This is a genomic window from Microbacterium sp. NPDC088619 (genome assembly GCF_044752825.1).
GTDB lineage: Bacteria > Actinomycetota > Actinomycetes > Actinomycetales > Microbacteriaceae > Microbacterium.
The window spans coordinates 785,043-808,574 of the sequence record NZ_JBIVLZ010000002.1; the positions used below are offsets into that span (position 1 = coordinate 785,043).

The 23,532-nt window shown below is 70.6% G+C and carries 20 protein-coding genes; 9 read left to right on the plus strand and 11 right to left on the minus strand.

All coding sequences use genetic code 11. The annotated features are described in order from the left end of the window. Positions 1-2: 2 nt before the first annotated feature. Both ACIP5T_RS18390 and ACIP5T_RS18395 read left to right on the plus strand, forming a co-directional pair. Positions 3-1,544, plus strand: coding sequence for an FAD-dependent oxidoreductase (locus ACIP5T_RS18390; RefSeq protein ID WP_400866763.1), 1,542 nt, complete (start codon positions 3-5; stop codon positions 1,542-1,544). Then, positions 1,541-3,607: a molybdopterin oxidoreductase family protein gene (locus tag ACIP5T_RS18395; RefSeq protein ID WP_400866765.1), complete on the plus strand. Its 2,067-nt coding sequence runs from the start codon at positions 1,541-1,543 to the stop codon at positions 3,605-3,607. The genes ACIP5T_RS18390 and ACIP5T_RS18395 overlap by 4 nt, the downstream gene beginning before the upstream one ends. Before the next feature lie 121 nt (positions 3,608-3,728). On the opposite strand, the gene pheA is transcribed toward ACIP5T_RS18395, so the two are convergent. Beyond that, entirely contained in the window at positions 3,729-4,679 is a 951-nt protein-coding gene (pheA, locus tag ACIP5T_RS18400; protein WP_400866768.1) for a prephenate dehydratase, read from the minus strand. 62 nt (positions 4,680-4,741) lie between these two features. On the opposite strand from pheA, the gene pgm reads away from it, so the two are divergent. Then, positions 4,742-6,385, plus strand: coding sequence for a phosphoglucomutase (alpha-D-glucose-1,6-bisphosphate-dependent) (gene pgm / locus ACIP5T_RS18405; RefSeq protein ID WP_400866771.1), 1,644 nt, complete (start codon positions 4,742-4,744; stop codon positions 6,383-6,385). 502 nt (positions 6,386-6,887) lie between these two features. Here the strand turns inward: pgm and ACIP5T_RS18410 are convergent. From ACIP5T_RS18410 to ACIP5T_RS18440, 7 genes are all read right to left on the minus strand, one after another. Beyond that, the gene (locus tag ACIP5T_RS18410; protein ID WP_400866773.1) at positions 6,888-7,988 is read right to left on the minus strand and encodes a glycerate kinase; all 1,101 of its coding nucleotides are present in this window, start codon (positions 7,986-7,988) and stop codon (positions 6,888-6,890) included. Continuing rightward, positions 7,985-9,043, minus strand: a complete 1,059-nt coding sequence (locus ACIP5T_RS18415; RefSeq protein ID WP_400866776.1) for a LacI family DNA-binding transcriptional regulator — start codon at positions 9,041-9,043, stop codon at positions 7,985-7,987. The genes ACIP5T_RS18410 and ACIP5T_RS18415 overlap by 4 nt, the downstream gene beginning before the upstream one ends. Positions 9,044-9,126: 83 nt before the next feature. Next, positions 9,127-9,885: a sugar phosphate isomerase/epimerase family protein gene (locus ACIP5T_RS18420; protein ID WP_400866779.1), complete on the minus strand. Its 759-nt coding sequence runs from the start codon at positions 9,883-9,885 to the stop codon at positions 9,127-9,129. 382 nt (positions 9,886-10,267) lie between these two features. Beyond that, complete coding sequence (locus ACIP5T_RS18425; RefSeq protein ID WP_400866782.1) at positions 10,268-11,131, minus strand: sugar phosphate isomerase/epimerase family protein; 864 nt, start codon at positions 11,129-11,131, stop codon at positions 10,268-10,270. Next, entirely contained in the window at positions 11,128-12,315 is a 1,188-nt protein-coding gene (locus ACIP5T_RS18430; RefSeq protein WP_400866785.1) for a dihydrodipicolinate synthase family protein, read from the minus strand. The genes ACIP5T_RS18425 and ACIP5T_RS18430 overlap by 4 nt, the downstream gene beginning before the upstream one ends. A gap of 2 nt (positions 12,316-12,317) precedes the next feature. Further along, entirely contained in the window at positions 12,318-13,481 is a 1,164-nt protein-coding gene (locus ACIP5T_RS18435) for a Gfo/Idh/MocA family protein (RefSeq protein WP_400866787.1), read from the minus strand. Between the two features lie 816 nt (positions 13,482-14,297). Next, positions 14,298-15,251 carry a LacI family DNA-binding transcriptional regulator gene (locus tag ACIP5T_RS18440; RefSeq protein ID WP_400867015.1) on the minus strand — a complete coding sequence of 318 codons (954 nt, stop codon included), beginning with the start codon at positions 15,249-15,251 and terminating at the stop codon, positions 14,298-14,300. Positions 15,252-15,427: 176 nt separating this feature from the next. Here ACIP5T_RS18440 and galT point away from each other — a divergent pair, with 176 nt between their 5' ends. From galT to galE, 3 genes are all read left to right on the plus strand, one after another. After that, complete coding sequence (galT, locus tag ACIP5T_RS18445) at positions 15,428-16,681, plus strand: galactose-1-phosphate uridylyltransferase (RefSeq protein ID WP_400866790.1); 1,254 nt, start codon at positions 15,428-15,430, stop codon at positions 16,679-16,681. Beyond that, positions 16,678-17,880 carry a galactokinase gene (gene galK / locus ACIP5T_RS18450; RefSeq protein WP_400866792.1) on the plus strand — a complete coding sequence of 401 codons (1,203 nt, stop codon included), beginning with the start codon at positions 16,678-16,680 and terminating at the stop codon, positions 17,878-17,880. The genes galT and galK overlap by 4 nt, the downstream gene beginning before the upstream one ends. 64 nt (positions 17,881-17,944) lie before the next feature. Continuing rightward, positions 17,945-18,922, plus strand: a complete 978-nt coding sequence (galE, locus tag ACIP5T_RS18455) for a UDP-glucose 4-epimerase GalE (RefSeq protein WP_400866795.1) — start codon at positions 17,945-17,947, stop codon at positions 18,920-18,922. Between the two features lie 6 nt (positions 18,923-18,928). Here the strand turns inward: galE and ACIP5T_RS18460 are convergent, their stop codons facing one another. From ACIP5T_RS18460 to ACIP5T_RS18470, 3 genes are read right to left on the minus strand one after another with little or no spacing between them, the layout of a single operon-like run. Next, entirely contained in the window at positions 18,929-20,254 is a 1,326-nt protein-coding gene (locus ACIP5T_RS18460; RefSeq protein ID WP_400866798.1) for an MFS transporter, read from the minus strand. Next, positions 20,251-21,159, minus strand: a complete 909-nt coding sequence (locus tag ACIP5T_RS18465; RefSeq protein ID WP_400866801.1) for a polysaccharide deacetylase family protein — start codon at positions 21,157-21,159, stop codon at positions 20,251-20,253. The genes ACIP5T_RS18460 and ACIP5T_RS18465 overlap by 4 nt, the downstream gene beginning before the upstream one ends. Continuing rightward, complete coding sequence (locus tag ACIP5T_RS18470) at positions 21,156-22,295, minus strand: ROK family protein (protein ID WP_400866804.1); 1,140 nt, start codon at positions 22,293-22,295, stop codon at positions 21,156-21,158. Before ACIP5T_RS18470 ends, ACIP5T_RS18465 begins: the two co-directional genes overlap by 4 nt. A 118-nt stretch (positions 22,296-22,413) precedes the next feature. Here ACIP5T_RS18470 and ACIP5T_RS18475 point away from each other — a divergent pair, with 118 nt between their 5' ends. The 3 genes from ACIP5T_RS18475 to ACIP5T_RS18485 all read left to right on the plus strand — a co-directional run bounded on the left by ACIP5T_RS18475 (position 22,414) and on the right by ACIP5T_RS18485 (position 23,512). Beyond that, a complete protein-coding gene (locus ACIP5T_RS18475) occupies positions 22,414-22,941 on the plus strand; it encodes a GNAT family N-acetyltransferase (protein ID WP_400866806.1) in 528 nt (175 codons plus the stop codon). 68 nt (positions 22,942-23,009) lie between these two features. Then, positions 23,010-23,276: a ribbon-helix-helix protein, CopG family gene (locus ACIP5T_RS18480; RefSeq protein WP_400866809.1), complete on the plus strand. Its 267-nt coding sequence runs from the start codon at positions 23,010-23,012 to the stop codon at positions 23,274-23,276. Beyond that, a complete protein-coding gene (locus ACIP5T_RS18485; RefSeq protein ID WP_400866812.1) occupies positions 23,273-23,512 on the plus strand; it encodes a hypothetical protein in 240 nt (79 codons plus the stop codon). Before ACIP5T_RS18480 ends, ACIP5T_RS18485 begins: the two co-directional genes overlap by 4 nt. Positions 23,513-23,532 lie beyond the last annotated feature (20 nt).

The window sequence follows — 23,532 nt, forward strand, 5'->3', positions numbered from 1 at the left end:
TCATGACCGAGCGCATCGTCGTCATCGGCGCGGGGCCTGTCGGCATCCGCTTCGCCGAGGAGCTCCTGCCCCTCGTCTCCGAGGGGCAGGCGACGGTGACCGTGCTGGGTGCAGAGACGGCGGATCCCTACAACCGGGTGCTCCTCGCAGAGCTCGCGGTCGGCGAGGCCACGGCCGACGAGCTCATTCTGGCCACCTCGAGCAGTCTTCCGGGGATCGATCTGCGTCTGGGGGCGCGAGCGGTGCGGATCGACCGCGCGGCGCGGGTCGTCGAGCTCGCCGACGGTTCGACCGTCGGCTACGACCGGCTCGTGCTCGCGACCGGCGCACGGTCGATCGTCCCGAACCTCGATGGGCTCGACACGCTCGGGCCGGACGGCACGGGCCTCGACACCAGTCTCACCGCGGGCGTCTGCGTGCTGCGCGACCTGTCGGATGCCGAGCAGGTGCGCGCCGTGGTCGAGCGGGGCGGCCGGGTCGTGGTGCTCGGGGCCGGCGTGCTCGGGATCGAGCTCGCCATGCTGCTCGCGGACGCCGGCGCCGTGCCCTCCGTGGCCCACTTCGGTCCGATGCCGATGCCCCGCCAACTCGACCGGGGGTCGGCGAGCATCCTCTCGACCGCTCTCGCCTCGGCCGGTGTCACGCTCGTGCCGCACACCCGGGCCGAGGGCGTCATCGGGGTCGAGGGCGACGACGGCATCCGTCGGTTCCGCGCCCTCGTGAGCTCCGACGGCAAGCGCATCGAGGGCGACCTGCTCGTGCTCTCGTGCGGCGTCAGAGCTCGCACCGAACTCGCCGAGGCCGCAGGGCTGCGCGTGAGCAACGGCGTGCTCGTCGACAGCTCCCTGCGGTCGTGGTCGGATCCTCGCATCCACGCGATCGGCGACTGCGCGCACATCGCCGACCCCGCCGAGTACCTGCACGAGCGACAGGTTCCGGGCGGCCCGCACGGTCTCGTCGGGCCGGGCTGGCGACAGGCGAGCTGGCTCGCCGCGGCCATCGCCGCGGAGCTGGGCGGAGCCGACGACGTCGACGGTTTCGCCGACGAGCATCCCGGGGTCGTCGTGCTGAAGGGCGAGCTGGTCGACATCGCCTCCGCAGGAGACGTCTCGGCCGATCCGTTCGCGCCGGTGCCCGCGGGTGAGATCGCCCCGGGCATCGCGGTGTGGGCAGACCCCGAACACGGCACGTACGTGAAGATGGCGACCCGCGACGGCATCCTCACCGGATTCGTGGCGGTCGGGATGCCGCGAGCCGCCGCCGAGCTGAGCGTGCTGTATCTGCGCGGCGGGGAGCTGCCGGCCGACCGGTCGCTGCTGCTGCGGCTCGACGATCCGGATGTCGACGGGGTCACGCCCGCCGGTCGCGACGCGACACTCTGCATCTGCAACGCCGTCACCGTCGGGCAGATCGAAGACGCGATCGACGACGGCTGCGGCACGGTCGCCGCCGTCGGGGAGTGCACGCGCGCCGGCACCGGATGCGGCGGATGCCGAGCCAGGATCACCGAACTGCTGCATGCCCGCGCGGAGGCCGTCGCATGACCGACACCCACTGCCCCTATTGCGCGCTCCAGTGCGCGATGACCCTGACGCCCACCATCGGAGAGACCCTGCCGGTGACCGTCGCCGGTCGCGAGTTCCCGACCAACCGCGGCGGGCTGTGCAAGAAGGGCTGGACGTCGGCCGAGCTGCTCGCCGACACCGGCCGCCTCACCACGCCTCTCGTCCGAGGCGACGACGGCGAGCTGCATCCCGCCGAGTGGGACGCCACGCTCGACCTGATCGCCGCGCAGCTGCGCCTGATCGCCGCGGAGACCGGCCGCGATGCGATCGGCGTCTTCGGCGGCGGCGGACTGACGAACGAGAAGGCGTACCAGCTCGGCAAGTTCGCCCGGATCGCGCTGCGCACCTCGCGCATCGACTACAACGGCCGCTTCTGCATGTCATCCGCCGCCGCCGCCGCCAACCGCTCCTTCGGCATCGACCGCGGCCTGCCGTTCCCGCTGACCGACCTCGACACCGCCGAGACGGTGCTCCTGCTCGGCTCGAACGTCGGTGACACCATGCCTCCGTTCGTGTCTCATCTGCAGGGTGCCCGCGCTCGCGGCGGTCTCATCGTCGTCGATCCTCGGCGCAGCTCGACCGCGCGGCTGTGCGCTGACGGCGCCGGCACCCATGTGCAGCCCGTCCCCGGCACCGACCTCGCCCTGCTGCTCGCGCTGATCCACGTGGTGCTCGCCGAAGAGCTGTTCGACGACGGCTACGTACGCCAGCGCACCTCCGGCATCGATGAGCTTCGTCAGTCGGTGTCGGCGTGGTGGCCCGAGCGCGCCGAGACCGTCACCGGGGTTCCGGCGCGCAGCATCCGGGATCTCGCTCGTGCACTCGCACGCTCCGGGTCGACGTACATCCTCACCGGGCGCGGGGTCGAGCAGCATGTCGACGGCACCGACACGGCGACCGCGGCCATCAACCTCGCGCTGCTGCTCGGACTCCCCGGCACCCCCGGCTGCGGCTACGGCACACTCACCGGGCAGGGCAACGGGCAGGGTGGGCGCGAGCACGGACAGAAGGCGGACCAGCTTCCCGGATACCAGTCGATCACCGACCCTGCCGCCCGCGCCTCGGTGGCGGCGGTGTGGGGCGTCGACCCCGACGACCTGCCCGGCCCCGGGGTGCCCGCCGTCGAGCTGCTGCAGAGCGCCGGGCTGCCCGGCGGCGTGCGGGCTCTGCTCGTGCACGGCTCCAATGTGTTCGTGTCTGCTCCGAACGTCCAGACCGTGCGCGACGCCCTCGGGCGGCTCGACCTGCTCGTCGTGTCGGACTTCTTCCTCTCGGAGACCGCGAAAGCCGCCGACATCGTGCTGCCCGTCCTGCAATGGGCCGAGGAGGAGGGCACGATGACCAACCTCGAAGGTCGGGTGCTGCGCCGCCGCCGGGCGGTCGACGCCCCGACCGGAGCACGCAGCGAGCTGTGGATCATGGCCGAGATCGCCCGACGCCTCGACGCGCCCGGCACCTGGAGCCTCGACCCCTCAGAGGTGTTCGACGAGCTCGCCCGTGCCTCCGCCGGCGGACGCGCCGACTACTCCGGTCTCAGCCACGCGCTGCTCGACCTCGGCCTCGAAGCACACTGGCCGTTCCCGATCGGAAGCCTCGGCACGCCTCGCCTGTTCGCCGATCGGTTCGCCCACGCCGACGGGCGCGCGAAGCTCGTGGCGGTGCGCGCACGCACGCATCCCGCCGCGAGCGGCGACCGGCTCACCCTGATCACCGGACGACTGCTCGAGCAGTATCAGAGCGGTGCGCAGACCCGCCGCATCCCCGAGCTCACCGAGAAACGACCGGCTCTCGTCGCCCAGCTGCATCCTGCCACGGCTCGGCGCCACGGGATCGGCGACGGCGACGGCATCCGTCTCTCGAACTCCCGCGGCACCGTGCAGGCGCGAGCCGAGCTGACACACGACATCAGGCCCGACACGGTGTTCCTGCCGTTCCACTACCCCGATGCCGAGAGTGCGAATCTGCTCACCGACGACCGGGTCGATCCGCACTCGGCGATGCCCGAGTTCAAGCGGGCGCTCGTGCAGCTGAGCGCGGTCTGACGCGGGGCCGGTCTCAGCGCCTCGAGCCGGGCCTCGAGCCGGAGCGGGCCGGGCGTCGAGCCGGGGCGGGCCGGGCCGGGCGTCGAGCCGTGAGCGCGGCGGTCCGAGCCGGAGCCGGGTCTCAGTCCTCGGGTTCGCCCGAGAGGATGCCGCGCAGCCAGTCGCGCGCCTCGACGAAGATGTCGTCGGAGTAGCGGTCGGGGTACTGCACGATCTGCCGGTCGGCCCGCGGGTATGAGCCGAGGAACACCACGCGCGGGCTGAAACGACGGATGCCGAGCAGGGCGTCGGCCATGCGCTCGTGCTCGATGTGCCCGTCGGCGTCGATCACGAACCGGTAGCGGCCGAGCTCGTCGCCGATCGGACGCGACTGGATCAGCGAGAGATTGATGCCGCGGGTCGAGAACTGCTCGAGCATCTCGAGCAGCGAACCGGGGTGATCGTTCGGCAGCTCGACGATCAGCGAGGTCTTGTCGGCGCCCGTGGGGGCCGGTGCCGTGGTGGTGCGGGTGACGAGCACGAAGCGCGTGACGGCCTGGGCGTTGTCGCCGATGTCCTCGGCCAGCACGTCGACGTCGAGGTGCTTCACGACGCCGGGAGCGGCGATGGCCGCCTGCGCGGGAAGACCGCCGTCGAGCATGCCGATCGCCGAAGCCACGTTGCTCGCCGCCGGAACGTGCGAGTGCGTCGGCAGATGCTCGCCGAGCCAGCCATGGCACTGCGCATAGGCGACAGGGTGGGCCGCGATCACCTGCACATCGGCCAGCGTGGTGCCGCGCGGAGCCACGAGCACGAAGTTCACCGGCACCAGGTACTCGCCGACGATCCGCAGGCCGGGCAGCGTCGCCAGAGCATCCTGCGTGGTCGAGACGCCACCCTCGATCGAGTTCTCGATCGCGATCATGGCGGCATCGCTGCGACCCTCGAGCACGTCGGCGAGCGCCTCGCCGACGTTGTGCACGGCACGCCAGTCCTGGCCTCGCGCTTCGGCGACCTGTTCGAGCGCCGCTTCGGTGAATGTTCCGGCGGGGCCGAGATAGCTGTAGGTGCGGCGTTCAGTCACGCGTTTCACCTTAGGGCACCGGTAGGCGCCCAGAAGATGCGCGGATGCCGAGATGGGGGCAGACTGTCTGCATGACGAGCCGTGCCGGCCTACCAGCCGAAGAATCCGATCTGATCGATGTCGACGAGCTGATCGCCGCGTACTACGATCGCGTCCCCGATCCCGGCGTCGCCGCCGAACGGGTCGCGTTCGGGACGAGCGGTCACCGCGGGTCTTCGCTCACCAAGAGCTTCAATGAGAACCACATCCTCGCGACGACGCAGGCGATCGTCGACTACCGCGCGGCGCAGGGCATCACCGGCCCGCTCTTCCTCGGACGTGACACGCACGCGCTGTCGCTGCCGGCCGAGCGCAGCGCGATCGAGGTGCTGGTCGCGAACGGCGTCGACCTCCGCGTCGACGCGCGCGACGCGTGGGTGCCGACACCCGCGCTCAGCCACGCGATCCTCACCTTCAACCGCGACCTCGCACCGGATGCCGCGGGCCGCGCCGACGGCATCGTCGTCACCCCGTCGCACAACCCGCCCCGCGACGGCGGTTTCAAGTACAACCCGCCGCACGGCGGACCGGCCGACACCGACGCGACCGGCTGGATCGCCGACCGCGCCAACGAGCTGATCGCCGGAGGTCTCACCGAGGTCAAGCGCGAGCGGTTCGCCGACGTCGACTGGGACGCCCTTCCGGGTTACGACTTCCGTGACGCCTACGTGCGCGATCTCGCGACCATCATCGACATCGACGCGATCCGCACCGCCGGGGTGCGCATCGGAGCAGACCCGCTCGGCGGCGCCTCCGTCGAGTACTGGGCGCTCATCAAGGAGGTCTACGACCTCGACCTGACCGTCGTGAACCCCGAGGTCGACCCGACCTGGCGCTTCATGACGCTCGACTGGGACGAGAAGATCCGCATGGATCCGTCATCCCCCTCGGCGATGGCGTCGCTGGTCGCGAAGAAGGGCGACTACGACGTGCTCACCGGCAACGACGCAGATGCCGATCGCCATGGCATCGTCACCCCCGACGCCGGGCTGATGAACCCCAACCACTACCTCGCGGTCGCGATCGACTACCTCTTCTCGCACCGGGCCGAGTGGCCGCGCGACGCCGCGATCGGCAAGACCCTCGTCTCGTCGATGATCATCGACCGCGTCGCCGAGTCGCTCGGACGCCGCCTCCTCGAGGTGCCGGTCGGCTTCAAGTGGTTCGTGCCAGGGCTGCTCGACGGCTCGGTGGCGTTCGGCGGCGAGGAGTCGGCCGGAGCATCGTTCCTGCGCAAGGACGGCACCGTCTGGTCGACCGACAAGGACGGCATCCTGCTGTGCCTTCTCGCCGCCGAGATCATCGCCGTGACGGGCAAGACCCCGTCGGAGCGGTATGCCGAGCTGGAGGAGGCGTTCGGATCGTCGGCGTATCAGCGGGTCGACGCTCCGGCGACGCCCGCGCAGAAGGCGACGCTGGGCAAGCTGGCCCCGGATGCCGTCTCGGCGACGACCCTCGCCGGTGAAGAGATCACCGCCAAGCTCTCGCACGCTCCCGGGAACGGCGCGGCGATCGGCGGCCTCAAGGTGCAGACCGAGCACGCCTGGTTCGCCGCCCGCCCTTCGGGCACAGAAGACGTCTACAAGCTGTATGCCGAGAGCCTGCGCGGACCGGAGCACCTCGCCGAGGTGCAGGCCGAGGCCCGCGCCGTGGTGTCGGCCGCCCTCGGCGGCTGAGGCTCGCGCCCCTTCCTGTCTTCTGCCCCCGCACGTCGCGCGTGTGGGGGCAGAAGTGCATCCGGGCCCGGAGCGCCTCCGTGGCGGAACGCCCCCGTGGCGGAATCCGGGGGGCGGAACGCCCCGCGGCATCCCCTCCTTCTGCGTGCGGGGCCAATAACGCACCCGAAACGGCCGATCCCGGTGCGAAAGTGACCATGCCTGGCTGGCGCGGTGCGAAAGTGACCCCGCCTGGCGGGCCGGGTGCGAAAGTGACCCCGACTGGCGGACGGAGATGCCTTCCGGTCCTCATGCTCGCCTCCTGCGTGTGCGGGGTCAAAAACGCACCCGAAACGGCCGATTCCGGTGCGAAAGTGACCCCGCCTGGCGGGCTGGCGGGCGGGCGGGGGCAACCCGGGCGGGCGGGGGCAACCCGGGCGGGCGGGGGCGACCCGGGCGGAAGGATGCGGGCGGATGCTGTGCAGGAGCGAACCCGAACGCGAGCGGATGCCGTGAGGCGGGGTCAGACCGACCGGGCGAGCAGCGCCCCGGCGTCGCGCAGCCAACGGGCGGGCTCGGCGAGAGCGGCATCCGACGACCCCGCGATGTCGGTCAACGACGCGGAGGCCGCGAACAGCGCCGTGTCGGAGTCGGCCGTGATGCGCCCGGCCGCGAGCATCGCGGTGGCCCCCGCGGAGGCAGCGAGGCCCGCGATGAAGGAGGGCACCTTGCCGTCGCCGGACTGACCGTCGTACGACCCTTCGCCCGTGACGACGACGTCGGCGTCGGCGATCGCGTCGGCGAGTCCGATCAGCTCGGCCACCTCTGCGGCGCCGGGAGCGAGCGTCGCTCCCCAGACGACGAGCGCACCGCCGGTGCCGCCGGCTGCTCCGGTGCCGGGCAGCGCGACGTCGAGACCGAGCAGGTCGGCGAGTCGGGCGAGCCCGGTATCCACCTGGGCGATCGCGTCGGCGTCGAGTCCCTTCTGCGGTCCGAACACGGCTGCGGCACCCCGCGGTCCGACGAGCGGGTTGGTGACATCGGTGAGCACCCGCACCTGGGGCGCGGTGCGCAGGGTGCTCAGGTCGACGGACGCGATGGCAGCGAGCCCGCGCGCCCCGCGGACGACCGGCTCGCCGGCGGCGTCGAGGAATCGCGCGCCGAGGGCAGTCAGCATCCCGGTGCCGCCGTCGGTCGACGCGCTCGATCCGATGCCGACCACCAGGCGGGTCACGCCATGATCGAGGGCCGCGGCGATCGCCTGGCCGAAGCCGGTCGTGTCGGCATCCCACGGGCGCAGTTCGTCGAGCAGTTCGATGCCCGAGGTCGAGGCGAGGTCGACGACGCCGGTGCCGCCGGGAGAACCGGCAGAGACGGGCAGCAGCAGCCAGCTGGTCTCCAGCGGCACGCCCGCGGGCCCGTCGACGACCAGCGGCATCCGCCGCGCCCCCGGCACGGCCGCGGCGAATGCGGCGACGGTGCCCTCGCCGCCGTCTGCCATCGGCAGGTGCACGAACGACGCACTCGGGTCGACCGACGACCAGCCTTCGGCGAGGGATGCTGCAGCATCCGCTGCTGTGATCGTGCCCTTGAAGCTGTCTGGCGCCAGCACCACCCGTGTCATCGTGCGATACCGGGAGTGCTCGCCCGCACGATGACCTCGAGCGGCAGCGCCGCCTGCTGCCAGTCGGAGTCGACGGTCGCGCGGAAGGCCTGGTAGCCGACCTCGCTCAGCGGCACGCGCACCGTGGTGAGCGCCGGGGTGACATCGCTGCTGGAGGGCACGTCATCGAAGCCGCACACGGCGATGTCAGGACCGACCTCTCGACCTGCCTCGCGGATGGCCGCGGTCGCTCCGATCGCGACGACGTCGCTCATCCCGAAGACGAGGGTGCCCGGCTCGACGCCGTCGGCCAGTGCCGCCGACATCGCCTGCACACCCGATTCACGACGGAAATCGCCGCGGATCACGCGATCGATCGAGCCGCCGCCTGATTCGAAGCCCGCGCGGAATCCGGCGAGACGCTCATCGGAGGTGAGCACTCCCTCGGCGGCACCGATCGCGATGGCCGAGCGGTAGCCGAGCGACGCCATGCGGCGACCGAGTGCCTCGGCACCGGCGCGGTTGTCGATCTCGACGTGGCGGTTCTCGGCACTGCCTGCCCCGAACGTGACCACGCGGCCGCCGAACCGGGCATACTCCGCCAGCTCGCGCGAGGTGTCGGAGTCGGTCGGCTCGTTCGTGCGCGACGCGGCGAGGATCAGACCCTGAGGTCGCTGTCCCCGCAGAGCTCGCACGATGCGTGCCTCGCGGGCCGGGTCGCGCTCGGTGATCGCGATCGTGACGACGAGACCCTGCTCGTCGGCTCCGCGGGCGACACCGGCGGCGATGAGTCCGAAGTAGGGGTCGGCGATGTCGGCGACGAGCAACGCGATCACGGGCGAGCTGCCGCGAGCGGTGGCCTGGGCCGACGCATTCGCCGTATAGCCCAGCTCGGCCGCCGCCTGCTCGACGCGCTCGCGGAAGGACTCGGCGACCTTGCGTTCGGATCCGTTGAGAACGCGGGATGCCGTGGCGAGCGAGACCCCGGCCTCACGGGCGACGTCGTGCAGGGTCGGGGCTGCGCCCCGCGAGTGCCGCGGCTGACGCACGCGGGAAGGGCTTTCCTGCTGACTCATGCCCTGAGCATACTGCGCGGTGCGGGGGTCGCCGGGGAGCTTCCGAGGGCTGCGGCGTCCGGACGGCTGCGGAGCATGGCCGACTACAGCGAGAGGTACGAGCGGAGCGTCGCGGCCTCGCCGCGCAGCATCGCCGGGTCATCGCCGGGCACGAACTCGAGCAGGGCGTCTCTCGGCGGCGTGGTCGCGGACTGCGCCTCTCCGAAGAATCGGGTCCAGAGGGCGTCCCGCGCCCGCAGCGGAAGCCTGTCGTGCGCGGGCCACCACGAGAACACGTGCGCGGCGCTCACATGATCTGCGACCGCACGATACTCGTCGAGCACCGCATCGACCCCAGCACCGACAGTGGGTTGCCAGTAGGTGCTGAGCGTCGGCCTCGCGACCTCCTCCAGCACGCGGAGAGTCGCCGGCGCCGTGTCGGCGAGCGTGCCCGAATGGAACTCGAGCGCGAGGGAGATGCTTCGGGCGTCCGCCTCGTCGACAGCATCCTGCAACCTGGCGATGGTCGACGCCCGGTCCTGGGGCGCGGACTCGTCGGAACCGCTCTCTCCGGCCCAGATCCGCACGCGGTCGACACCGAGAGCTGCGGCGGAGTCGAGCACAGGGGTGATCGACTCCTCTGCCCCGGCGCGGAAGTACGACCCATAGGAGCAGGACGTGAGCCCGGCATCCGTCGTCAGCTTCGCCACCCTCGCCGCCTGCTCGACGTCACCGGCCGGCACATGCACGTCGGCTCCCCACTCGATGACCTCGAGTCGGGCATCGGCGGCGAGCTCGACGACCTGTTCGGCGCTCAACGCCCGGAAGGTCACCGAGCAGAGTCCCGGACGGATCTTCGTCATGACGTCATCCTCTCAATCGTTCGGTGCGGTGTCGCGGGGCTTGCGTCCGGCGGCTCGCTCCGTATCAGCACGCCGTGCCGTCTGCAGGACCGAGGCACGGATGCAGGACCAGAAACCGTGCCCCGGCCCGGCATCCGTGCCCGCGTCCTGCAGGTGAAGCCGGCAAAGCGGTGCCAGTCCGGGCGGTTCCCCGCCATTCGACATCGAGCCCGTACCGTCTGCAGGAACGAGGCACGGATGCAGGACAAGAAACCGTATTCCGTTCCTGCATCCGTGCCCGATTCCTGCAGGCGTGCCCGATTCCTGCATCCGTGCCCGAGTCCTGCAGGCGGCCTGCGGGTGGCACACCAGTGGCACACCCGGGACCATCGACTCCCGTGCGTCAGCGCAGGTGCGGCGAGACCGCGACCCCGAAGGTCTCGGCCGTGCGGCGCACGACGTTCTCGGGAGCATCCGCCCAGATGTCGGCGTTGAAGATCTCGACCTCGATGTCGCGGTCGTAGCCCGTGTCGATCACGGCGCGGGTGAGCGAGCCGAAGTCAATCACCCCGTCGCCCGTGTAGTGCCGTGAAAGCAGCACATCGGCGGCGAGCGGGGTCTTCCAGTCGCACACCTGGTAGGTCGCGATGCGGCCCTCGCGGCCAGCGCGCGCGATCTGCTCGAGCACCTGCGGGTCCCACCAGATGTGGAACGTGTCGACCGCCGCACCCACGACGTCGGCATCGAAGTCGGCGGCGATGTCGAGCGCCTGCCCGAGGGTGGAGACGACGGCGCGGTCGGAGGCGTACATCGGATGCAGGGGCTCGATCGCGAGCGTCACGCCCGCCGCCTTCGCGTCGGTCGCGAGCACGCCGATCGCGTCGCGCACCCGCTCACGCGCACCGATCAGGTCGCGCGACCCGGCAGGCAGTCCCCCGGCGACGAGCACGAGCACGGCGGTCGATCCGTCGGCGCCCGCGGCGGCGAGCGTCGCGGTCTCCTCGATCGCGCGGCGGTTGTCGTCGAGTGCGGCGACGCGCTCCGGCCCCTCGGGCAGGGTGAAGAAACCGCCGCGGCAGTGCGTCGTGAACCGCAGACCCGAGTCTGCGAGCATGCGCGCAGCGACGTCTAGTCCGACCTCGTTCACAGGCTCGCGCCACAGACCGATCGCCTGGATGCCGGCATCCGCCGTGACCCGCAGCGCGGTCGCGAGATCGGCGTGCTTGATCGTGGCCTGGTTGATCGACAGGCGGGGATCGACGGTCATGCGGTCACGCTCCCTGCATCGACGCCGTTCAGGCGCAGCATCCCGTGCCAGCGCTCGCGTGCGAGCTCGGGGTTCTCGAGTGCGAGCGAGGCGTTCGCCAGCTCGACGATGCGGCTGAGGTGCGGAAGGCTGCGCGCCGAGTGCAGCCCGCCGACCATCTGGAACGCGGGCTGGTGCCCGTTGAGCCACGCGAGGAAGGCGACGCCCGTCTTGTAGTAGAACGTCGGAGCCGCGAACACCTGACGGCTGAGCTCTTCGGTCGGGCCGAGGATCTCGAGGTACCGCGCGGGATCTCCAGCATCCAGCGCCTGGATCGCCGCGGACGCCACCGGGGTGATCGCCGCGAACGCGCCGAGCAGCGCGTCGGAGTGCCCGTCGCCCTGCGCCACGGTGTCGCCGCCGATGAGTCCGACGTAGTTGAAGTCGTCTCCGGTGAACATGCGCACGCCCGCGGGCAGTCGCTCGCGCACCGAGATCTCGGACTCGGCGTTCAGCAGGCTCATCTTCACGCCCGCGATCTTGTCGGGGTTCTCGGCGATCACGTCGAGCAGCACAGCGGATGCCGTCTGCCAGTCGTCCGCGCCGAAGTATCCGGCGAGCTCGGGATCGAAGGCGGTGCCGAGCCAGTGCAGCACGACCGGCACCGTGGCCGACGAGAGCACCTCGCGGTACACGCGACGGTAGTCGTCGGCGTTCTCTGCGACGCGGGCGAGGTGGCGCGAGGCCATGAGCACAGGGCCCGCCCCCTGCTCCTCGGTGAAGTGCAGCTGCTCCTTGTAGGCGTCGATCACCTGGTCGAGCGAGATGTGCGACTCGGCGACGTGATCGGTGTTGACGCCGACCACCACCGAGCCGCCCTCTTCGCGGGCGACCTCGGCGCTGCGCGAGATGAGCTCACGCGTCGCCGCGGCATCGAGGCCCATGTTGCGCTGCGCGGTGTCCATGGCGTCGGCGACGCCGAGACCCCACGAATAGACGTTGCGGCGGAACGCGAGCGTCGAGTCCCAGTCGATGTCGGCGGGCTGCCCCGGAGTGTTGTCGGCGTGCACCTTCGGCACCACGTGGGCGGCGGCGTACGCCACGCGACTCTGCAGCGCGGAGGTCGGGCGGGAGTACCCGCCGCCCTCGCGCAGCTCGGCATCCGTCACCGCGCCTGCGGCGTCGAGAAGTCGGAGAGTGCTCATGCTCAGCCCAGCGTCAGCGGCTCGAGCGCGACCTTGCGGCCCTCGGCGCTGGAGGTCAGACCCGCCTCGGCGAACTGCACACCCCGGGCGCCGGAGAGCAGGTCGAAGGGGTACTTCGTGCCCTCGACGAACGAGATCAGGTACTCCTCCCACTGCTGACGGAAGCCGTTGATGAAGACGTCGTTCGTGGGCACGTTCTGCCAGTCGGTGTCGTAGTCGTGGCTGTCTTCGAGGTCGGGGTTCCACACGGGCTTCGGCGTCGCATTGCGCGGCTGGATCTTGGCGCCGAAGAGTCCGACCACGGCCGACCCGTGAGTGCCGTCGACCTGGAACTCGACGAGCTCGTCGCGGTTGACGCGCACCGTCCAGCTGGAGTTGATCTCGGCGACGATGCCGCCCTCGATCTCGAAGATGCCGTATGCCGCATCCTCGGCGGTGGCGGTGTAGTGCTCGCCGTTCTCGTCCCAGCGGTCGGCGATGTGCACGGCCGCCTGGGCGTAGACGCTCTTGACCTCACCGAACAGGTTCTCGAGCACGTAGTTCCAGTGCGGGAACATGTCGACGATGATGCCGCCGCCGTCTTCGGTGCGGTAGTTCCAGCTCGGGCGCTGGGCGGGCTGCCAGTCGCCCTCGAAGACCCAGTAGCCGAACTCGCCGCGCACCGACAGGATGCGGCCGAAGAAACCCGAGTCGATCAGGCGCTTGAGCTTCTGCAGGCCCGGCAGGTAGAGCTTGTCGTGCACGACGCCGGTCTTGACACCGGCCGCGTCTGCGAGGCGCGCGAGCTCGAGGGCCTCGTCGAGCGACTCGGCGGTGGGCTTCTCGGTGTAGATGGCCTTGCCTGCGGCGATCGCCTTGCGGAGGGCCGAGGCACGGGCCTTGGTCACGAGGAAGTCGGCGTAGATCTCCCACTTCGGGTCGGCGAGAGCCGCGTCGAGGTCGGTCGTGTAGTCCTCGATGCCGTGCTTCGCGGCGAGTTCGGCCAGCTTCGCTTCGTTGCGGCCGACCAGCAGCGGCTTCACCGTGACGCGGGATCCGTCGGGCAGCTCGATGCCGCCCTCGTCGCGGATCGCGAGGATCGACCGCACGAGGTGCTGGCGGTAGCCCATGCGCCCGGAGACGCCGTTCATGATGATCCCGATCTCGCGGGTTGTCGCCTGTGACATTGCTGGTCCGTTCTGTGGGAAGCCGTTGCGCCGATCGCCCGTGATGGGTAAGCGCTTTCCGTCAGCATGCCATGACTCAGTCGGGCGCGCAAGCGGCGGACGGAAACCGCTATCCGGGTGCGGGGTGTCGCAGGCCGTCGCAGGCCGTCGCAGAAACCCCCAGGAGGCATCCCGTCCCGCACTGCTCTCGGGCCAGCGGTGGTCAAAAACGCATCGGAAAGGCTCGATTCAGATGCAGAAGTGGCCCCGCACCGGACGAGAGGTGCGGATTTGGCCCCGCTCGGGACGAAAGGTGCGGATTTGGCCCCGCTCGGGACGAGAGGCGCGGATGTGGCCCCGCTCGGGACGAGAGGTGCGGATCTGGCCCCGCTCGGGACGAGAGGTGCGGATCTGGCCCCGCTCGGGACGCGAGGTGCGGATCTGGCCCCGCTCGGGACGAGAGGTGCGGATGTGGCCCCGCTCAGGACGAGAGGTGCGGATCTGGCCCCGCTCGGGACGAGAGGCGCGGATGTGGCCCCGCTCAGGACGAAGGGTGCCGGTCGACGACGCACCCCTGTCCCTCCGTCGCCCCGGTGCCTCCTGTCCCGAGTTGCGTTTCAGTCAGCCGGGGCCAAAAGCGCATCGGAGAATCCCGATTCGGATGCAGAAGTGACCCCGCAGCGAGCGGCAGATGCAGAAGTGACCCCGCACCGGACGGCAGATGCAGAACTGACCCCGCAGCGGACGGCAGATGCAGAAGCGGCCCCGCAGCGAGCGGCGGATGCCCTGCTGGACACTCAGCGAGTTCGCACCGAAGTGCGACCGCGGCGGTGCGCGTCAGCGAGTGCTGGAGCGTTCGACCAGAAGCGTCGGCACGACGACAGCGGATGCCGCACCGTCCGCGGCACCCTCGATGTCGGCGACGAGCAGGTCGACGGCCCGGTGCGCCAAGGCGGCGAAGTCCTGACGGATCGTCGTCAGCGGCGGGCGGTAGTTGGCGGCATCCGGCACGTCGTCGAAGCCGATGACGCTGACGTCCTCGGGAACCCGCCGCCCCGATTCGGCGAGCGCGCGGAGGAGCCCGAGTGCCATCTGGTCGTTGGCGCAGAAGACGGCGGATGCTGCGCCCAGCGCCTCGCCCGCGGCGAACCCTGCCTCGGCGGTCCAGTCGCCACGGACGACCTCGGTCACCATCGCTCCGGCATCCGCGAGCGCCTTCCGCCATCCCCGCTCACGCTCGGCAGCCGCGAACGAATCGGCCGGCCCGGCGAGGTGGTGCACCGTCGCATGCCCGAGGCCCAGTAGATGCGCCGTCGCCGCGGCGGCGCCTCCGACATGGTCGCTGTGCACGACGGCGAGATCCGCGGACCCCGGGGCGTCGACGACCACGAGCCGCAGTCCCGGCGGTCGATCGGCTGCGGGCACCAGCGCCGACGCCTCGTTCAGCACGATCGCGCCGTCGACCTCCTGCTCGGCGAGGCGCTCGAACGCGTCGGCCAAGTTCTCCCCGGCCGTCACGAGAGTGAGGGCGTAGCCGCGCTCGGCGGCAGCCTCGGCGGTGGCCTGCAGCATCCGCGAGTTGCCGACCGTCGCGAGGGTGGTGACCACGAGTCCGATGGTCTGCGAGCGACCGGTGCGCAGGGCGCGGGCGGCGCGGTGGGGGCGGTAGCCGAGTTCCGTCATCGCCTTCTCGACACGCGCGCGGGTCGCCGGATCGACGCGGGGGCTGTCGTTGACGACACGCGAGACGGTCTGTCCTGAGACCCCGGCGCGTGATGCGACCATCGCCATCGAGACGCGACCGGACGGGGCCTGGCGTCGACGCGGGCGCGCGGTGCCGCGCAGCAGGTCATCGCCGCGCGACAGGTCACCGCCGCGCAGCAGGTCGTCGTCCACGGGCGCCCTTTCTTCGCGTTCACAACTCCGGAATGTTGACGTTACCACGGCGCTGTGCGTACCATGTTTACGTGAACACGCCCGAATCTCCTGAGTTGCGAACCGAGACCCTCTCCGCCGGCATCGTCAAGCGCGCGACGACGCTCGCCGATGGCCGCGAGCTGATCTACTTCGACGACCCCGACACGACGCTCGGCGCCGAGCGCGCGGTCGACTCCCGCACCCTCGATGCCCGCGGCGAGACCGCCACGATGCGACTCGACGTGCTGACGGGTGACTGGATCACGGTCGCCGCGAACCGTCAGAACCGGGTGATGATGCCGAGCGCCGACGCCGACCCGCTCGCTCCGCAGTCCCCCACCAACCCGTCTGAGGTGCCGTCGCTCTACGACGTCGCCGTGTTCGAGAACCGCTCGCCCGCCTTCGGTCCCGCCCTCGCCGAGGCCACCGGCACGGCCCCCGAGGCGAGCAACCCTCCTCGCGGGCTCGACGATCTCAGCGCTCTGGGCCTCGGCCGCACCCGCACGTCGGTCGGCCGCTGCGAGGTCGTGTGCTTCAGCCCTGAGCACACCGGCTCGTTCGGCACGCAGTCGGTAACCCGCGCCCGCACCGTGATCGAGGCCTGGGCCGATCGCACCGCCGCACTCTCGAAGCTGCCCGGCATCGAGCAGATCTTCCCGTTCGAGAATCGCGGCGAAGCGATCGGGGTCACGCTCCCCCACCCCCACGGCCAGATCTACGCCTACCCCTACGTGACCCCGCGCACCACGCGCCTGCTCGACTCGATCGACCGCACCGCACCCGACCTGTTCCAGCACATCCTCGAGTCCGAGCAGGCGTCCGAGCGCGTCGTGTTCCGGGGCGAGCACTGGACGGCGTTCGTACCCTTCGCCGCCCGCTGGCCCCTCGAGGTGCACCTGATGCCGCACCGGCACGTGCCCGACTTCGCCGAGACGACGGATGCCGAGCGCGACGAGCTGGCTCCTCTCTACCTGCGCCTGCTCCGTGGTGTCGACGCGCTCTACGACACCCCGACCCCCTACATCGCCGCCTGGCACCAGGCCCCGGTGAACGTCGGCCGCGACAGCGTGCGCCTGCACCTGCAGCTGACGAGCCCTCGCCGCGCTGCCGACAAGCTCAAGTTCCTCGCCGGCTCCGAGGCCGCGATGTGGGCGTGGGCCGCCGAGGTCACCCCCGAGCAGGGCGCGGCCCGCATCCGCGAGGCCATCGCGAAGGCAGACGCCGCACACACGGCGGCCTCCGCGCACACGGCATCCGCAGACACGACACCCGACCCCCAGCACGCAGACGAGGCATCCGCATGACCACCACCCAGGACGCCGCGCGCGCACTCTTCACAGACCTCACCGGACGCGCACCCGACGGCGTCTGGTCGGCGCCGGGCCGCGTGAACCTGATCGGCGAGCACACCGACTACAACGACGGCTTCGTGCTGCCGTTCGCGATCCCGCACCGCACCTACGCGGCCGTCGGGATCCGCGACGACGGCCGAGGCCGCGTGCGTGTCGCGTCGACCTTCGCCGATGAGCCCGTAGAGGTCTCCCTCGACGACCTCGACGAGCTGTTCCCCACGCCCACCGGTGAAGCCCCTGCTGTGCCCGAGTGGGCCGCGTACCCGCTCGGCGTCGCCTGGGCTCTCCGTCAGGCCGACGGCGTGGCCCCGTCGGCCGCCACCGGCACCGGCCTCGACATCGCGATCACCTCCGACGTCCCGGTGGGCGCAGGCCTGTCGTCGTCCGCCGCGATCGAGGGCGCCACGGCATCCGCCCTGAACGATCTGTGGGCGGCCGGACTCGACCGCGTCGCCCTCGCTCGCGTCGGCCGCCGGGCCGAGAACGAGGCCGTCGGAGCCCCGACCGGCATCATGGATCAGATGGCCTCGATGCTCGGCGAACCCGATGCGGCGATCTTCCTCGACTGCCGCTCGCTCGACGCGAACCTCGTGCAGGTCGGCATCGCCGAGGCGGGCCTCGCGATCCTCGTGATGGACACGCGCGTCAAGCACGCCCACTCGACCGGTGGATACGGCGAGCGCCGCGCCGCCTGCGAACGCGGTGCCGCGATCATGGGCGTGCCGAGCCTGCGCGACGTCTCGGTCGACGACCTGCCCCGCGCCGAGGAGCTCATGGACGACGTGACCTTCCGTCGAGTGCGTCACGTCGTGACCGAGAACCAGCGTGTCCTCGACACCGTGAAGGTGCTGCGCGAAGAGGGACCCCGCGCGATCGGCGACCTGCTCGTGGCCTCTCACGCCTCGATGCGCGACGACTTCGAGATCTCGGTGCCCGAGCTCGACACCGCGGTCGAGGCCGCCCTCACAGCCGGCGCCATCGGCGCTCGGATGACCGGCGGTGGATTCGGCGGAGCCGCGATCGCGCTGATCGAGCAGGACTCGGTGCAGCAGGTGACGGATGCCGTGAACGCCGCGTTCGCCGCATCCGCTTTCACCGCCCCCGTCATCTTCACCGTCACCCCGTCGGCAGGGGCGCACCGCGACGCCTGACCCGGGTCAGGGTCCGCTGATCGCGACCTGAGATACTGAACACTTCCCCACCCTGAGGAGCACAATGTCCTGGATCGTGACCGGCGGCGCCGGCTACATCGGCTCGCACGTCGTTCGCGCACTCGCGGATGCAGGGCTGACGCCCGTCATCCTCGACGACCTCTCGAGCGGGGTCGCCTCGTTCGTGCCCGAGGGCGTGGCCTTCGTGCAGGGCAGCATCCTCGACCGCGAGCTCGTCGAGAAGACGCTGCGCGACCATGACGCCGACGGCGTCATCCACGTCGCCGGCTACAAGTACGCCGGAGTCTCGGTGCAGCGTCCGCTGCACACCTATGCGCAGAACGTCGAAGGCACCCGCGTGATCCTCGAGGCGATGGAGGCCGCGGGCGTCACGAACATCGTGTTCTCATCGTCGGCCGCCGTGTTCGGCACCCCCGACGTGCCGCTCGTCGTCGAAGACACCGCCAAGAAGCCGGCCAGCCCCTATGGCGAGTCGAAGCTGATCGGAGAGTGGCTGCTGCGCGATCAGGCGATCGCGACCGCGGAGTCCGAGAAGCCGCTGCGGCACACGTCGCTGCGCTACTTCAACGTCGTCGGCTCGGCCGACCCGACGGTCTACGACGTGAGCCCGCACAACCTGTTCCCGATCGTGTTCGAGAAGCTCCTCGCCGGAGAGACCCCGCGGATCAACGGTGACGATTACGACACGGAGGACGGCACCAACGTGCGCGACTACGTGCACGTCGGAGACATCGCCGCAGCTCACGTGGCTGCCGCGAAGCGCCTCGCAGCAGGCGAGTCGATCGAAGCGGCATACAACCTCGGCTCCGGCGACGGCCTCAGCGTGAAGCAGATCATGGATGCCGTCGCACGCGTCACCGGCATCGACTTCACCCCGGAGATCGGCCCCCGCCGCCCCGGCGACCCCGACCGCATCGTCGCGACCGGCGAGCTCGCCGCTCGCGACCTCGACTGGAAGATGCGATACACGGTCGACGAGATGGTGCGGACGGGCTGGGAGGCGCGTCGAGCCGCGTCCTGACGTCGGTCAGAGGTCGCGCGTGCGGATCGGGTAGAGCCAGAAGCACAACCACGCGAGAGCGGCGAACACGAGCGGAACCACCGCGACCATCACCCGGATGCCGCCGTCGACCGCCTCCGGCTGCGCTTCGCCCAGCGACGCATCGAAGCCCGATGCCGTGAGCACGGCCGCCGCGACGACGGCCTGCAGCACGACCGAGCCGCGCACCACGAAGCCGTTCACGCCGAAGTAGGCGCCCTCTCGCCGATGCCCGGTGCGGGTGGCGTCCTCATCGATGATCTGCGCGAGCACCACCTCGAGGAGCTGCAGCAGGCCGCCGACTCCGACGCCCACCGCGACGCCGACGAGAGCAGCCGTGAGCACCGTCGACGGCAGCAGATAGCCGAGCACGGCGATGCCGAAGACCGCGACGCTCCACAGCAGCGCCGTGCGGGGTGAGGTGCGTCGCACGACCGCGCTCCACAGCACGATCGACGGGATGGCGGTCACGAAGATCGCCCCCAGCAGCAGACTGGCTTCGCCCTCGGCGGCGCCCAGCGAATACCTCACGTAGAACGGCAGAGCGGCGAGGATGACGGCGATCGACGTCTGGATGAACAGCGAGCCGAGCACGTAGGGGACGAACGCGCGGTTCGCGAACGTGTACTTCAGCTGGTCGCGCCACCGCATCGCCTCGGATGCGGCCTCCGGCACCTGACGCTCGATCATGCCGCCGACGAACGACCACACCAGCAGCACGAGGCAGACGGCCGAGAGCACGATCGCCATGCCCGGCCAGCCGATCGACCCGTAGAGCGCGGGCGCCCCCGCGGTGCCGAGCACCATGCCGAGGATCGCGAAGATCTGGCGGGGCACGTTGCCTCGCGCCCGCTCGTCGGTCGTGCGGAAGATCTCGGGGAACAGCGCCGAGATGTTCAGCACCACCACCACGAACGCGATGTCGTACACCGCGACCACGATGAGGAACCACACGATCAGTCCGGCGGTCGGCAGCTCCGGCGGCATCCACACCAGCGCGAAAGCGACCACGAGCGGAACGATGCCGAGACCGATCCAGGGGATGCGACGACCCCACGGCGTGCGGATGCGGTCGGACAGGGCGCCGACGATCGGATTCAGCACCGCGTTCAGGATGCCGTGCGCGATCATCGCCGCGGCGACCCATCCGGGTGCGACGCCGAGGTGCGTGACGTAGAAGTAGACGACGAACGCAGAGAACGTCTGCGCCATGAGCTGCGTCGGGAACCCGGATGCGCCGAACGCGATCGCCTGCGCCCTGGTGGGGGCCTCGTCGAGTCGACGGTCGCGCAGCCGCGTCGCCATCGAGGTCATGCGCGCCGGCTCCGCTGCAGATCGCGCAGGTCGCGCCATCCGACTCGCACGAGCCCTTCGTCGGCGATCGCCTGCAGCACCGCGGGGTCGGAGAGCAGTCGAAGCTCGTGTCCGCGCTTGGCTGCGGCGAAGTCGACGGCCGCGCGCAGCTCGTCGTCGTCGACCATCGGATGCAGGTAGATCTCGGTCACCCCGGCCGGAACGGCACGCAGGAGCGCGATGAAGCCGTCGCGGATCTGCTCGTACGATTCTCCGGGGATCTCCTCGAACGGGTGGCTCCACAGCCGGTCGATGATCTCGACGCCGAGGGAGTCGGCCGCAGCCGCTGCCTCGGCGAGCTTCGCCTGCAGCGCGGCGTCGTCTCCTGTGCCCTCCATGCTGCGCGGCAGCCGGAACGGCAGTCCGTGGCGGGCGGCGAGCTCGAAGACCGGACCCAGGAAGTCCCGCCCGGTGAGCAGCCCGTAGACAGATCCCATGTGATTGTCGAGGTGGGTCACGTCGACACCGGCATCCAGCGCCGCCTGCAGCTGCGCGGCGATCTCGGCGGTGACGTCGTCGACCGACGCGAGCTCCTCGATCGCCAGGACGCCGGCGGGAAAATACCCCGCGTCGTCGACGAGGGTGGTGTCGGCGCCGGTGAGGGGCCGCCAGCGGTAGTCGGTCCACTCGCTCGTGAGCACCAGGTGCACGCCGACGTCGAGGTCGGTGCGCGTGGCGGCGAATGCCAGCGCCTCCGGCGCCCAGGCGCAGGGCACCATCAGAGTCGTCGAGTCGACGTGTCCTGCGTCCAGCAGCCGGATGATCGCCGTGTTCGCCGCGTGGCACATGCCGAAGTCGTCGGCGTTGATGATCACGGCCCTGGCCCCCGGTGCGAGGCCGAGGCGATCAGCGAGGTCTGAGGTCATCGACGGTTCCTGTCTGAGGCGGGGAGCAGCAGCGAGAAGATCGACGCCCGAAGAGCGGATGCCGCCTCGCCGACCGCGCCGACCAGCGGCGCCTCCGGGCCGAACGACGAGACCACGAGGGTGAGCGGCAGTTGCGGGGCGAGCTCTTCGGCGAACTCGGCTGCGGCGCGCGCGAGAGCCGGGTGCGCGGCAGTGCCGCTGAGCAGGAACGCCTCCGGGTCGAGGACGAGCGCGATGCTGCCGGCGATCAGGGTGAGTCTGCGCCCCATCTCGGCCGCCATGGCGAGCGCGGCCGGATCGCCGGCCCACGCGGCATCGAGGTGCTGGTCTATCGTCTCGTCCGGGTCGCGGCCGTGGGCCAGCGCGAGATCGCGCACGACCGCGTCGCCGAGCACCGGAGCTCCGATCGGCAACGGGCTCTGCGGCAGATACATGACCTCACCCGCGACACCGGAGAACCCTCGGTGCAGCGAGCCGTCGATGACGATGCCTGCTCCGAGACCGTCGTCGAGGAGGAGCAGCGCGAAGCTGCTGAGTCCTGCGGCGGTCCCCTCGGACAGTTCGGCGAGCGCCGCGAGGTTGACGTCGTTCTCGACCCGCACCGTGCAGCCGAGGCGTGCGGACAGCGAGTTCTTGAATGCGCCGCCGTCCGGCCCCTGGTCGTCGCGGATGCCTCCGTCGGCGGTGACGATGCCGGGGATTCCGACGACGGCGAGCAGCAGCCGTCCGTTCACCGTGCGGCGACACGCTTCGATCAGCCCGGCGATGTGCTGCACGCGGTCTCCACGCGGAGGGAATGCGGCGTGACTCTCGGCCCTCACGGCCCCGGTCGGGTCGACCAGGGCGACATGGGCGGCATGGGCGTCGACGTGCACGGCTGCGGCGAAGCCGAGCTGCGGATGCAGTGCGACGCGCCCCGCTGCCGGTCCGCGGGTGTCACGATCCACCCCGGCCGCGGCCACGGCCGACGACGCTTCGAGCATTCGCAGCACCTGGGTCACTGCCGTACGCGACAGCCCTGTCTCGGCGACGAGTTCAGCGCGGGTGAGCGGGCCGCGGCGCGCGAGCGTCTCGAGGATCGCACGGCCGTTGAGCGTTCGGAGCAGGGTCTGGGGCCCCGCGAGTGGTCGTGCCAAGTTGATCCCCCCGGATTCGACGTGCGCCCAGCTTGACACATCGCGTCATACGTGTCGAGGGATCGGAGCAGCGATCTGCGTCCCGTCACACGACGGGACTGGCTCTTAGAGTGGACGGATGACGACTCTGGCGATCCGCGACGGTGCCGTGGCCGATGCAGACCAGATCGCCGAAGTGCATGTGCGCTCGTGGCAAGCGGCCTACCGCGGCCTCATCGACCAGAAGATCCTCGATGGCCTGTCGATCTCCGACCGCGCTGACGGCTGGCGACGGAACCTCGTCGCCCCGCTGCCCACGATCATCGGCATCCTGGTCGCGGAACGCGAGGGCAGGGTGATCGGCTGGACGTCGTTCGGCTCAGGACGCGAAGACGAGGGAGCGGACGACGGCGAGATCTACGGCATCTACGCCGACCCTGCGGAGTGGTCGACCGGGGTCGGGCGCGCCTTGCTCACGGAGGCCGAGCAGCGGATCACAGCCGCCGGGCACACCCGGGCCTACCTGTGGGTGCTCGACGGGAACGAGCGCGCCGACGCCTTCTACGCTCGCCACGGCTGGGAGCTCGACGGTGCGCGCAAGGTCGAGGAGCGACCGGACATGAGCCTGCCGGAGCACCGCCGGGTCAAGCGCTTCACCGACTCCTGACCGACTGGCTGCTCCGATCGCACCGACCGAATCCCCAAAACCCGCAGGTTTCGTATTACAATTGCCCCATGGCGAGGAAGATGCAGGGCAAAGAGGTCTCCGAAGAGCAGGTCGACGCTTGGGTGGCTGAGGCCGAGTCGGGATACGACGTCGAGGAGCTTCTGCGTCGACGTGGCGGGCGACCCGCACGCGGTAGCGAACCCTCCGAGGTCGTCCCTGTTCGGCTGACGAGCGCCGAGCTCGAAGCAGTCATGAACCGAGCCGAACGCGAGCATCTGAACCGTTCAGAAGCTTTCCGCGCCGCTCTCGCTGCCTGGGCACGCGTCGACGCATGATCGTCCGCGCCTCAGCGCTCAAACATGGCATCTCCGAAAACGACTCGGTAGAAGCCGCGACCTGGCCGGCGAAAGCGATCACCCTCGACGACGACAACCCCGGACGCGAGCTTCGTCTCGGATTCGATACGCATGGACGCCTGCTGGAACTCGTCGTTCTCGTCTGGGACGACGGTACCGAGGAACTCATCCACGCGATGAAGGCTCGCCCTCAGTACACTCGCCTGCTCGATTGAGTCACCGATCCGGCCACGAC